This window comes from Rodentibacter sp., from assembly GCF_057314195.1.
This window is the reverse complement of the sequence record NZ_DBHLAM010000025.1, coordinates 21236-33119: the sequence shown is the minus strand read 5'-3', so window position 1 is coordinate 33119 and position 11884 is coordinate 21236. Positions and strand designations below refer to the sequence as shown.

Genomic DNA, 11884 nt, shown 5'->3' with positions numbered 1-11884 from the left:
CACCTGTAAATCTTCAACGTAGATCATCGCGTGGTTTTTGCTGATTTTGCTTGAGGTTTGGTGCAAGAAGTCTTTACGACAGTTAGCGATTTTGTGGTGCAATTTGGCGATTTTCGCCTTTAATTTCTGCCAGTTTTGGCTAAATTTAACCTTATTTTTAAGTCGGCGTTGTAGTTTTGCCAGTTTGCCTTTATGGGTTTTAAAGGCATTTAACGGCTCAAAATATTTACCGCTTGAAAGCGTTGCAAACCGTGCAACACCCATATCTATGCCAATTTCTCCGCCTTGATGCGTTGGGATTTCATATTCAAATTCCGTTTGAATACTGGCAAAAAAACGACCGCACTTTTGGCTCACCGTGACGTTTTTAATTTCGCCGACGACATCACGGCTGTTGCGATAGCGAATCCAGCCGATTTTCGGGAGATACAAGCGGTTATTTTGTTGTTCCAGTTTGCAACCTTGCGGAAAACGAAAGCTCTCTTTCAAGCCTTTTTTCTTGAATTTCGGGAAGTCAGAACGCTTTTGAAAGAAGTTTTTGAACGCACTTTCAAGGTCTTTTAACGACTGTTGGAGTACTTGGGAATGGCAATCTTTGAGCCAAAGTAGCTCTTTTTTCCATTGCGGAAGCAGATTAGCTATTTTCGTATAACTGAACTTGATGCAGTTATCTTGCTCATATTGCTCATTCTGCCAAGCCAACGCCCGATTGAAGACAAAACGAGCGCAACCACAGAACTGCTTAATTCTACGGATTTGTTCTCCGTTTGGCATTATTTCGAACTTAAAGGCTTTGCGTAGTTGCATTGGCAAGGTTTAGAATATGATTTTTCCCACATTCTACACTTGGTCTATGAAAAAAGAAACTGAAATCAGACACGGTAGACATTGCATTTTTAATATGCACGTTCACTTAGTCTTTGTTACAAAATTCCGCCGTGATGTTTTTACGAAAGCGATTTTAGATGATCTCAATTTGATTTTCGAAAGCGTCTGCAATGATTTTGAAGCAAAATTAGTCGAATTTGACGGCGAAGACGATCACGTTCATTTACTCATTGAATATCCGCCGAAAGTGGCAGTTTCTACGCTAGTAAACAGCCTAAAAGGTGTATCAAGTCGAATGATTAGAAAGAAAAATTATCCAAGTATCCGAAAAAAACTTTGGGGCAATCAGCTTTGGTCACCATCTTATTTTGCCGGTAGTTGCGGTGGTGTACCCATTTCAATTATTCGCCAATACATCGAGCAACAACAAACACCCGATTAGTTAGCTTTGAAACGGCTACGCCGTTTGTGCCTTATATCTCCGCCCTGAAGGACGGAGTTTTACGGCACAGGGTTGATAAAAGGGCAAAATAATTTGCCCCGAAATTTTAAATGCAGCCGCCGCAACTGCCGCAGCGCCAATCTTCTTTGTTGACTGCACGATAAAATGCGCGCAGGGTTTGTTCTTCCAGCGGAATATTGTGTTCGTTAAACAGATCGGAAAGCCAGTCAATATTTTCTACAATCCAATCGTCTTCGCCTAAGCCTTCGCGGTATAGTTCGTCTTCCGGATCGATAAAGTTATAGATGTTTTCCGTGCCCATATCTTGGTCGCGACGCTCGCGCGGCAGGGTAATTGGCAAATCAAGGTAGGAAATCTCCCAATGGCCTAAACAGAGCGTATTGCCGAGCATCGACCAACGGGCTTTGAAAGGATTGTCATTCATGTTAAAGGTTGAGAGAAAAATTAAAGCACGAAGTATAAATTTCAAGGAAAAGAAAACCCATACGGTAACGGGTTGAAAGTTTGATAAAAATCAAGATTCGGCAAAATCTATTTAAAAATAAAAGTGCGATGAAAATTTCATCGCACTTTTTGTCTTTATGATAGGTATTTTATTGCATTACGCGAGTTTTTTCGGTTTAAGGAAAATCATTGTGAAGATTTGCCAGAAGAATGCTAGCGCACCGAAGATAAAGATGACATCACCTACGATACGAATCCAACGAAGCGTATCAAAGAGCGGTTGTTGCATAAATTCTTCACTACGTGCATACCACAAACCTTCTGAGATGCTGGCATAGCCTTGGATAATACCGATTGGTAGCAAGCTTGAAACGATCATTAGTACTAAACCGGCATTTAATAACCAAAAGCCCCATTTCATTAATTTGTCGTTAAATGGTGTATCCGGACGTAAATAGCGTGCGATTAAGAACACAAAACCGAGTGCTAAGAAGCCATATACTCCAAATAATGCTGCGTGGGCGTGTACAGCAGTAGTATTTAAACCTTGTATGTAGTAAAGGGAGATTGGTGGATTGATTAAGAAACCAAATACCCCTGCGCCCAGCATATTCCAAAATGCCACTGCGACGAAGCAGTAAAGTGGCCATTTTAGACGTTCCATCCATGGTGCTTTTTGTTGCATAGCCCAGTGTTCCCACGCTTCATGACCAAGTAAGACCAATGGCACGACTTCAAGTGCGGAGAATGATGCTCCGACAGCAATAATTGGAGTGGTTACGCCGGCAAAGTATAAATGGTGGAAGGTGCCCGGAATACCGCCTATTAGGAATAATGCTGCTTCAGTGATAGTTGCAACTGTTGCAGTACGACGTGATACAAGTCCTAGGCTTACAAAAATAAATGAAAGCGCAGCAACCGAGAATACTTCAAAGAAGCCTTCTACCCAAAGATGCACTACCCACCAACGCCAGTATTCCATGATGGAAATATGGGTGTGTTCGCCATAGAACAACGCCGGGCCGTAGAATAAGCCGATAGCGATAACAGATGCAAAAAATAAGGCAAGTAAGTTTTTATCACCCGGTTGTTTAAATGCATTCACTGTTCCGCGTAGCATTAATACTAACCAGAATAAAATACCGGCATATTTTACCGCTTGCCAGAAACGGCCTAAGTCAATAAATTCATAGCCTTGGTGACCGAACATAAAGCTTAAGTTTTCCGGCAGAATATGGGCAATCGCAAGGTAGCTACCTGTGAATGAACCGATTACTAAAACGACTAATGCCCAGAAAAGTACGTCAACACCGAGTTTTTGATATTTAGGATCTTTGCCTCCATTAATAATCGGCGCTAAGAATAACCCACCGGCCAAAAATGCCATTGCAATCCAGAATAGCGCTGCTTGAATATGCCATGTGCGTATTAAGGAATAAGGCAAATATTGTGAAATATCAATACCATAGAATTCTTGTCCTTCCACTGTATAGTGCGCGACTACCGCACCTAAATTTACTTGAAGGAAGAATAGGGCCAACACGGTAAATAGATATTTGCCGAGTGCGCGTTGTGATGGTGTAAGTTGCAGTGTTGTGAGTGGATCTGCGCTTGGTGGCACAGGATCTTTCTCATCTTGGCGTTTTTTGAATGACCAAATCCACACTACAAAACCAATACCGGCAATTAAAAATACTACGCTGGCAATTGACCAAACTACATTTTCAGGTGTCGGCACGTTATTAATTAACGGCTCATGAGGCCAGTTATTAGTATAACTTGCATGCGTGTTCGGGCGTTCTGCAGAGGCAGTCCATGCAGTCCAGAAGAAGAATTTAGTGAGATCTTGACGAGCCTGCAAATTAGGTAAGGTGTTGTCTTTCATTGCAAAGTGCTCACGCGTCACTTTTGTCGCCGGATCATCACCGTATAGAGAAATATAATAAGCTGCTGTCTTTTCAATTGCGGCTAAACGTGTGTTGGATAGCACTACAGTGCCATTTTCATCAACACGGCTGCCACGATATTCGCGGGTTAAACGTGCTTTTAGTAGCGTTTGTTGCTCTTCATTTAAATCGGCGAAAGGCTTGCTGTAGTCTTTTTGGGCTTCAATATCAAGCCAGTTTGTTAATTCACGATGCAGCCAATCTGCCGTCCAGTCAGGTGCTTGGTATGCACCATGTCCCCAAACTGATCCTAGTTGCATACCGCCTGTACTTTGCCAAGCCGTTTGCCCGTGTAGAATCTCATCGTGCGTAATTACTTTTTCGCCTTGTTCTGAAACATATTGTTGTGGAATAGGTGGCGCTTCTCGATATACCTCAAAGCCATAGTAGCCGAGAATAGAGAATGCTCCTATTAACACAGCGACCAGTAAATACCAAAATTTTTTATACTGTCCCATAATCACTCCTAGATTAACGGTGTTAATGTTGTTTTTTATAAAAATACATTGTTTAGGCAAAATACCTGAAATATTTTGTTGGATATTAAGCCTTAGTGAACTACTAAAATCCTAGTGATTTAGTATGGTATTATTCTAAGGTAAAAAAATGCAGTTGAAAACAAAAAAGTTTCAACTGCATTTTTAATTCGCTTTTGCTGGTTTTTTCGGATTAATGTCTGAACATACCTCCTAGTCCATTTAATCCGAGCCCGCCGCCCATTAAGCCTTGCATGCCACGCATCATTTTCGCCATGCCGCCTTTGCGCATTTTCTTCATCATACGTTGCATTTCGTCGAATTGTTTGAGCAGTTTATTCACGTCTTGCACCTGTGTGCCGGAGCCGAGCGCAATGCGACGGCGGCGGGAGCCTTTAATAATGTCCGGATTAGCGCGTTCTTTAAGCGTCATAGAATTAATGATGGCTTCCATTTTCACTAACATTTTGTCATCCACTTGATTTTTTATGTGATCCGGCAGGTTTTTCGCGCCCGGCAGTTTTTCCAACATGGACATCATACCGCCCATTTTTTTCATTTCGACCAGTTGATCACGGAAATCGTCTAAAGTGAATTGATCGCCTTTTTTGAATTTTTGCGCCATCTTTTCCGCTTTTTCACGGTCAACGGAACGTTCCAAATCTTCAATTAAGGAAAGCACGTCGCCCATGCCAAGAATGCGTGATGCTACACGATCCGGATGAAATGGCTCCAAAGCATCGGTTTTTTCGCCGACCCCGAGGAATTTAATCGGTTTACCGGTAATTTGACGAATAGATAATGCCGCACCGCCACGCGCGTCGCCGTCCACTTTGGTGAGAATCACACCGGTCAGCGGCAACGCTTCATTAAAGGCTTTTGCCGTATTTGCCGCGTCTTGTCCGGTCATGGCATCTACGGTGAACAGGGTTTCGATAGGATTTAACGCGGCGTGAACCTGTTTGATTTCATCCATCATTTCGTGGTCAACATGCAAGCGACCGGCGGTATCCACGATAAGCACGTCGTAGAATTTCAACTTGGCTTCCGCCAAGGCTGCTTTGGCAATGTCCACCGGATTTTGTTTTACATCGGACGGAAAGAAATCTGCATTCACGCCTTGTGCAAGGGTTTCCAGCTGTTTGATTGCGGCCGGGCGATATACGTCGGCAGAAACGACCAACACTTTTTTCTTGTGACGTTCGCGTAGAAATTTCGCTAATTTCCCTACGCTGGTGGTTTTACCCGCCCCTTGCAAGCCGGCCATTAAAATTACGGCGGGCGGTTGGGTGGCTAAATTCAAGCTTTCATTGGTTTCGCCCATGGCATTTTCCAGTTCGCGCTGAACGATTTTTAGGAATTCTTGCCCCGGCGTTAAACTTTTATTGACTTCTTCGCCCAATGCGCTGTCTTTCACTTTAGCGATGAATTCGCGCACTACCGGCAAGGCGACGTCGGCTTCTAATAAAGCCATACGCACTTCGCGTAAGGTGTCTTTAATATTATCTTCGGTTAAACGGCCTTTGCCCGTAATATTACGCAGTGTTTTTGAGAGGCGATCGGATAAATTTTCAAACATATTCAATCCTGTTTTTTGATGACAAAAATTGTCGTGATTATACCGAAATTCGGGCGTTTTTCATCATTTCAAACAAATTTATAGCGAATTGAGAATGACAACGCTAGAATAAGAACCATTCTTAACATTAAGCATCACATCGAGACAATAAATATGGGGTTTGCCTTTTTTTCAATTTTGTTCTATTTAATCAGCGTGCTGATGATCGCGCCGTCACTCGCCGCGGATAAAACCGTGCGTCGTCCGCGCAAAACGCCGTTCTTTTTGACTGCGCTTTTGGCTATTGTGTTGCATATCGCAAGCCTTTATCCGGCGCTGCAGGGGCTTGCGTCGGATCACACTTTTACGCTAGTGGAAATCAGTTCGTTGATGAGCGTCAGCAGCACCGCATTGGTCACCCTTGCCATGCCGGCGGTGAGTTCCATTTGGTTTTTATTGCCGATCGTGTTTGCTTTTTCCATTTTTAACCTCATCTTGGCAACCTTTATGCCTAGTCATATGATTCAATTATTGAATCAGGATTCGGCAATGTTGTTCCATATCGGTTTGTCGATTTTCACTTACGCCGTGTGCTTTATTGCAATGCTTTATGCTATTCAAATCGCGTGGATTGATCGTACGTTAAAATCGAAAAAAACCGCATTTTCACCGGTTATGCCTTCCTTAATGATGGCGGAACGTCATTTTTCCCGTTTATTTGCCGTCGGCGAATTATTGCTGACGTTTACGCTGATTTCCGGAATTTATCATTCTGTGCATGCGATGAATGCGGAAAATATTCACAAGGCGTTATTTTCATTTTTCGCTTGGATCGTATTTGGTATTGCGCTTTTCGGCCATTGGAAACGCGGCTGGCGCGGAAAAAGGATGATTATTTACGCCGTTTCAGGTATTATTCTGCTCACGATTGCGTATTTTGGCAGTCGATTGATTTAGAAAATGGGGGCGAATTAGATTCGCCTTTATTATTCCGTCGGCAACCATGATAGCCTGCGGGTATGATTAATTCACAAAAGGATTTTCCCTTGGACAGTATCCCCCTTAGTAGCTTATTTATCACGCTTGTTATTTGTTTAGTCTTATCCGCGTATTTTTCCGGTTCCGAAACCGGTTTGCTCTCCGTTAATAAATATCGCTTACGCTTTCTGTCGGAACAAGGCAATAAAGGCGCACAAAAAGCCGAAAAATTGCTTGAAAGACCCGATACCTTGTTAAGTTTTATCCTTATCTTTAATAATTTAGTGAATATCAGCGCTTCGGCCATTGCGACCATAATCGGTATGCGTTTATACGGTGATGCGGGTGTCGCGATCGCAACAGGTTTGCTGACCTTCGTGATGTTGGTTTTTTCTGAAATTTTCCCGAAAACCGTCGCTGCCATGTATCCGGAGAAAGTGGGGCTTTTTTCCAGTCATATTTTGACGGTATTACTGAAGATTTTTTATCCCGTCGTTTGGTTTATGAATATCTTTACCAAAAGTTTGATGAAAATCATCGGCTTAAAACCGGATTTACAGAAAGAAGTGATTAGTCGCGAAGAGTTGCGCAGTATCGTAACCGAAGCGGGCGAAGCCACGCCGGATGAGCAGCATCCGCAAATGTTGCTGTCGATTTTGGATATGGAAACCGTCACTGTGGACGATATTATGGTACCGCGCAACGAGATCGGCGGTATTGATATTGATGACGACTGGAAGGCGATTATGCGCCAACTTAACCACGCCGCGCATAACCGTGTCGTGCTGTATAAAGGCAGTCTTGACGAACAGGTGCTCGGTATTTTGCGTGTGCGCGAGGCATTTCGTTTGTTGCTTGAAAAAAATGAATTTACCAAAGAAACCTTAATTCGTGCGGCAGATGAAGTGTATTTTATTCCGGAAGGTACGCCGTTAAAAACACAATTGGCGAATTTCCGCACCAATAAAGAGCGCTTTGGCTTGGTGGTGGACGAATACGGTGATATTAAAGGTTTGGTCACATTGGAAGATATTTTGGAAGAAATTGTCGGCGATTTCACCACCTCAACCGCACCGACTATCGATGAAGAAGTGACGCAACAATCAGACGGATCGATGATAATTGAAGGTTCCGCCAATCTTCGCGATCTGAACAAAATGTTCGGTTGGGAACTCGACACCGAAGATGCGCGCACTTTCAACGGTTTAATCCTTGAGCATTTGGAAGAAATTCCGGATGAAGGCACCATATGCGAAATCGATGGCTTGCAAATTACTATTTTAGAAGTAGCGGATAATATGATTAAGCAGGCGAAAGTGGTAAAACTGCCGGCTTAAAAAACGTTTAAAAAAACCGCACTTTTGGAGACAGAAGGGCGGTTTTGTTTTTTGAGGCGATTTTGAGTATTTGGCGAGATTTTATCAATTATCGGATTTTGCTTGATGGGCGAGTTTTTTCTTTTACTTGAGCAAAACGCATAAAACTATCCGCGCGAAGTATAACTTTGAGTCTGCACCACAAAATAGCACCGCATTGGAAGCCGTTTCAATGCGGTGCTATTTTGTAAGGTCATTTCGGAACCGCTGCATAATTTCTCAGGTTCTTCGGAAATGAAAAACCGCCCCCGCTCCCGCCCCAATGGGCTGAATTATATGGGGCTGAATTATGTGTCATCTAGGGTAACAGCTTTACCCTAGCGCAGAGCCCGATTAATTTTTTTCTTTCGCCGCTTTATCTTCCGGCAAAACTAAATTGAGAATTAGGGCCAATAATGATCCCACGGTAATGCCGGAGCCCAACACTTCTTTGAAAAAGTGCGGAAGTTTATCAAGCAATTCGGGACGGGTAGTGACGGCTAAACCACAGCCGATAGAAATGGCGATAATCAAGCCGTTGCGTTTGCTGCGTTCTACTTTATCCAGCATTTGAATGCCCGCTGCGATAATCATGGCGAACATCATTAAGCCTGCGCCGCCAAGCACAGGAAGCGGAATGGAGACGATTAACGCACCGAATACCGGAAATAGCCCGGCTAACGCCAATAACACGCCGGTAAGCGCCACTACGTGACGGCTTGCCACGCCCGTTAAGGAAATTACGCCGATATTTTGCGAGAACGAGGAAAATGGCGTAGTGGACATAATAGCCGCCAATGCGGAGCCCAAACCGTCCGCCAAAACGCCGCCGCGTAAGTGTTTACCGGTGATTTCCGTATTGGTCGCATTACCGAGCGCAAGGAAATTGCCGCTGGATTCTACAATCGTCACCAAATACGCAATAGACATACCGATAATTCCGGAAAGCGGGAATGCTAGACCGAAGTGTAGCGGTTGCGGTACGGCGAACGCTTGTGCATTATGCACGCCATCGAAATTTACCCAGCCTAAAATTAAGCAAAGTACGTAGCCGGTCATCATGCCGATAACGATGGCTGCGGCAGAGAAAATGCCCTTACCCCATTGCACTAAGGCCACTACAATAACTAATACGAAAGTCGCCATCATCAAATTTTCCGGTGTGGCGTAGTCGGCGTCGCCACGCTGACCGCCGGCGAACCAGTCCACCGCTACCGGAATCAGGCTTAAACCGATCATCATCACCACCGTGCCGGTGACTACCGGCGGGAACAGCTTGCGGATATACGGCATAAAAAAGCTGCCGATGATCATGACCAGTGAGCCGACCAAAGAGGCGCCTAAAATGCCCGGCACGCCATATTCGCTAAAGCCGATGGCAAGTGCCGCCGCGACGAAGGTAAAACTGGTTCCCATTACGCTTGGCAAGCGGATACCGATCGGGCCCAAGCCTTTACATTGAATAATCGTGACGACACCGGAAATGAGCAGCGCTGCGTTGACTAACGTAATGGTATCTGCGGTCGGCAGTTTTAACACATTGCCGATAACTAAAGGCACCGCAATAATGCCGCCCAATGCGGCTAATAGATGTTGTGCGGCAAGCAGAAGACTTAAGCTGAAAGGCGGTTTATCTTCCACCGAATAGAGAAGTTGGTTGTTCATCGTGGATCCTTATAAATTAAGAGCGGCGAATTATACGCGAAATCCTTGTAAAGGCAATCGTTTGCGCATTCGCTAAAAGAAATGGCTGATGTCGAATGTGATGTTGAAATAGCACCGCATTGAAGCCGCTTGGAATGGCGCGAACAGCTAAAATAGCACCGCGTTGAAGTCGCTTGGAATGGTGCGAACAGCTAAAATAGCACCGCATTGAAACTGTTCATTGAAACTGTTTGATGACGTTGCGAGAGGGATTTTAATTCCAATCCGCGTTTATTACTGCGTGCTCTACCGTCCATAAAAACATTAGGGGAATAACGCGGCCAATCCGATTTTTTATTCGACATTTTGCTTTCTTAAAAAAGATTGAAATTAACGGGAGAGAATTCGTTTAACCCGTTGTTGCAGTTCGGGAATGACTTCTTGCGTAAACCATGGATTTTTTGCCAGCCACAGTTGATTGCGTGGTGACGGGTGCACTAATGGTAAAAAATGCGGTAGGAACTCACGGTAATTTTTCACCGTCTCCGTCACATTGCGTTTATTTTGCGGTAGGTAGTATTTCTGCGCATATTGCCCGATCAAAATGGTTAGTTCGATATTTGGCAAATCCGCCAGAATTTGCGGATGCCATTTTTCCGCAAAACCTTTGCGTGGCGGCAGATCGCCCGATTTGCCTTTGCCCGGATAATAAAAATCCATCGGAATCACGGCAAATAGGCCGGAATGATAAAAGGTTTCGCGATCAACACCCAGCCATTCACGCAGCCGATCGCCACTTTGATCGTTCCAATACAAACGAGTTTGTTTCGCCTTCACCCCAGGCGCTTGCCCGACAATGTTAATTCGGGCGCCGGTGGGGGCGGAAAATAGCGGTTCGATACCGCGTTCGGTGAAAGATTGATTTTGCGCATCGCGCATAATAGCGTTTTTGATTTGGGTGAGACTAGGCATGGGTTTTTCCTGTTTTGTTTGTTTTTTATATCTTTTGGCGATAGTGTTTTTCTTTATCGCCGGTGGTTCGGCAATAGAACAAAAAACCGCACTTCTATCTAAAAAGTGCGGTTCATTTTCAAATTATTCTAAACATTAAATCTAAAGTGCATCACATCGCCGTCTTGCACGATGTAATCTTTGCCTTCCAAGCGCCATTTGCCGGCTTCTTTCGCGCCGTTTTCGCCTTTGAATTGGATAAAATCGTCGTAGGCGATAACTTCCGCGCGGATAAAGCCTTTTTCGAAATCCGTATGGATTACGGCGGCGGCTTTCGGGGCGGTAGCACCGATGGAAACCGTCCAAGCACGCACTTCTTTCACGCCAGCGGTGAAATAGGTTTGCAGATTGAGAAGGGCGTAGCCTGCACGAATAACGCGGTTTAAGCCCGGCTCTTCAATGCCGAGATCTTGCAGAAATTCTAGCTTTTCGTCATCGTCCAGTTCGGCGATCTCCGCTTCGATGGCGGCACAAACCGGCACCACTACGGAGCCTTCTTTTTCAGCAAATTCGCGGACTTTATCGAGATACGGGTTGTTCTCAAAACCGTCTTCGTTCACGTTAGCAATGTACATGGTTGGTTTTAAGGTTAAGAAATTGTAGCTTTTGATCGCCAATAACTCGTCTTTGTCTAACGGCACGGAACGAATCATGCCTGCTTCAGAAAGTACCGGCAGGATTTTTTCCATCACGGAAAGCTCGAATTTCGCGTCTTTATCGCCGCCTTTAGCGCGTTTTTGCAGGCGTTGAATGGCGCGTTCGCAGCTGTCTAAATCGGCTAACGCCAGTTCGGTGTTGATGGTTTCAATATCGTTTAACGGGTCGATTTTGCCCGCCACGTGTACGATGTCATCGTTTTCAAAACAGCGCACGACATGACCAATCGCATCGGTTTCACGGATATTTGCTAAGAATTTATTACCTAAGCCTTCGCCTTTGCTCGCACCGGCAACCAAGCCTGCGATGTCCACAAATTCCATGGTGGTTGGCAACACGCGTTCCGGTTTGACGATTTCCGCTAAGGCATCTAAACGCGGATCAGGCATTGGCACCACGCCGGTATTTGGCTCAATGGTACAAAACGGATAGTTTGCCGCTTCAATGCCGGCTTTGGTTAAGGCGTTAAAAAGTGTTGATTTGCCCACATTCGGCAAGCCTACGATGCCACATTTGAATCCCAT

11 protein-coding genes are annotated in these 11884 nt (G+C 44.6%); 3 read left to right on the top strand and 8 right to left on the bottom strand.

Annotated elements, in window-relative coordinates; translation table 11 throughout:
• On the bottom strand, nucleotides 1–807 hold an 807-nt coding region (locus ACO59Y_RS03880), incomplete at its 3' end, for an RNA-guided endonuclease InsQ/TnpB family protein (protein WP_486130812.1).
• Nucleotides 808–853: 46 nt separating this feature from the next.
• Here ACO59Y_RS03880 and tnpA point away from each other — a divergent pair.
• A complete protein-coding gene (gene tnpA / locus ACO59Y_RS03875; protein ID WP_486130810.1) occupies nucleotides 854–1270 on the top strand; it encodes an IS200/IS605 family transposase in 417 nt (138 codons plus the stop codon).
• Between the two features lie 106 nt (nucleotides 1271–1376).
• Here tnpA and ACO59Y_RS03870 read toward each other — a convergent pair whose 3' ends face one another.
• The 3 genes from ACO59Y_RS03870 to ffh form a co-directional block, all read right to left on the bottom strand.
• The gene (locus tag ACO59Y_RS03870; protein ID WP_373604075.1) at nucleotides 1377–1715 is read right to left on the bottom strand and encodes a hypothetical protein; all 339 of its coding nucleotides are present in this window, start codon (nucleotides 1713–1715) and stop codon (nucleotides 1377–1379) included.
• A 177-nt stretch (nucleotides 1716–1892) separates the two neighbouring features.
• Complete coding sequence (locus tag ACO59Y_RS03865) at nucleotides 1893–4139, bottom strand: nitric-oxide reductase large subunit (RefSeq protein WP_486130807.1); 2247 nt, start codon at nucleotides 4137–4139, stop codon at nucleotides 1893–1895.
• Between the two features lie 211 nt (nucleotides 4140–4350).
• Nucleotides 4351–5736: a signal recognition particle protein gene (gene ffh / locus ACO59Y_RS03860; protein ID WP_486130805.1), complete on the bottom strand. Its 1386-nt coding sequence runs from the start codon at nucleotides 5734–5736 to the stop codon at nucleotides 4351–4353.
• Between the two features lie 153 nt (nucleotides 5737–5889).
• Between ffh and ACO59Y_RS03855 the strand changes: the two genes are divergently transcribed.
• Both ACO59Y_RS03855 and ACO59Y_RS03850 read left to right on the top strand, forming a co-directional pair.
• On the top strand, nucleotides 5890–6672 hold the full coding sequence (locus ACO59Y_RS03855; RefSeq protein ID WP_486130803.1) for a cytochrome C assembly family protein: 783 nt from the start codon (nucleotides 5890–5892) through the stop codon (nucleotides 6670–6672).
• Between the two features lie 89 nt (nucleotides 6673–6761).
• Complete coding sequence (locus ACO59Y_RS03850) at nucleotides 6762–8030, top strand: HlyC/CorC family transporter (protein ID WP_486130801.1); 1269 nt, start codon at nucleotides 6762–6764, stop codon at nucleotides 8028–8030.
• A 372-nt stretch (nucleotides 8031–8402) separates the two neighbouring features.
• Here the strand turns inward: ACO59Y_RS03850 and ACO59Y_RS03845 are convergent, their stop codons facing one another.
• The 4 genes from ACO59Y_RS03845 to ychF all read right to left on the bottom strand — a co-directional run bounded on the left by ACO59Y_RS03845 (nucleotide 8403) and on the right by ychF (nucleotide 11884).
• A complete protein-coding gene (locus ACO59Y_RS03845) occupies nucleotides 8403–9713 on the bottom strand; it encodes a nucleobase:cation symporter-2 family protein (protein ID WP_373604079.1) in 1311 nt (436 codons plus the stop codon).
• Between the two features lie 191 nt (nucleotides 9714–9904).
• Nucleotides 9905–10057: a hypothetical protein gene (locus ACO59Y_RS03840; RefSeq protein ID WP_486130799.1), complete on the bottom strand. Its 153-nt coding sequence runs from the start codon at nucleotides 10055–10057 to the stop codon at nucleotides 9905–9907.
• Between the two features lie 25 nt (nucleotides 10058–10082).
• Nucleotides 10083–10664, bottom strand: a complete 582-nt coding sequence (locus tag ACO59Y_RS03835) for a uracil-DNA glycosylase family protein (protein ID WP_486130797.1) — start codon at nucleotides 10662–10664, stop codon at nucleotides 10083–10085.
• 128 nt (nucleotides 10665–10792) lie between these two features.
• Nucleotides 10793–11884, bottom strand: a complete 1092-nt coding sequence (ychF, locus tag ACO59Y_RS03830) for a redox-regulated ATPase YchF (RefSeq protein ID WP_486130795.1) — start codon at nucleotides 11882–11884, stop codon at nucleotides 10793–10795.

What these genes read in the sequence shown, in the direction of transcription:
- tnpA (WP_486130810.1), top strand. Translation starts at nt 854, where the DNA reads ATGAAAAAAGAAACTGAAATCAGACACGGTAGACATTGCATTTTTAAT.
- ACO59Y_RS03870 (WP_373604075.1), bottom strand. Translation starts at nt 1,715, where the DNA reads ATGAATGACAATCCTTTCAAAGCCCGTTGGTCGATGCTCGGCAATACG.
- ACO59Y_RS03865 (WP_486130807.1), bottom strand. Translation starts at nt 4,139, where the DNA reads ATGGGACAGTATAAAAAATTTTGGTATTTACTGGTCGCTGTGTTAATA.
- ffh (WP_486130805.1), bottom strand. Translation starts at nt 5,736, where the DNA reads ATGTTTGAAAATTTATCCGATCGCCTCTCAAAAACACTGCGTAATATT.
- ACO59Y_RS03855 (WP_486130803.1), top strand. Translation starts at nt 5,890, where the DNA reads ATGGGGTTTGCCTTTTTTTCAATTTTGTTCTATTTAATCAGCGTGCTG.
- ACO59Y_RS03845 (WP_373604079.1), bottom strand. Translation starts at nt 9,713, where the DNA reads ATGAACAACCAACTTCTCTATTCGGTGGAAGATAAACCGCCTTTCAGC.
- ACO59Y_RS03840 (WP_486130799.1), bottom strand. Translation starts at nt 10,057, where the DNA reads ATGTCGAATAAAAAATCGGATTGGCCGCGTTATTCCCCTAATGTTTTT.
- ACO59Y_RS03835 (WP_486130797.1), bottom strand. Translation starts at nt 10,664, where the DNA reads ATGCCTAGTCTCACCCAAATCAAAAACGCTATTATGCGCGATGCGCAA.
- ychF (WP_486130795.1), bottom strand. Translation starts at nt 11,884, where the DNA reads ATGGGATTCAAATGTGGCATCGTAGGCTTGCCGAATGTGGGCAAATCA.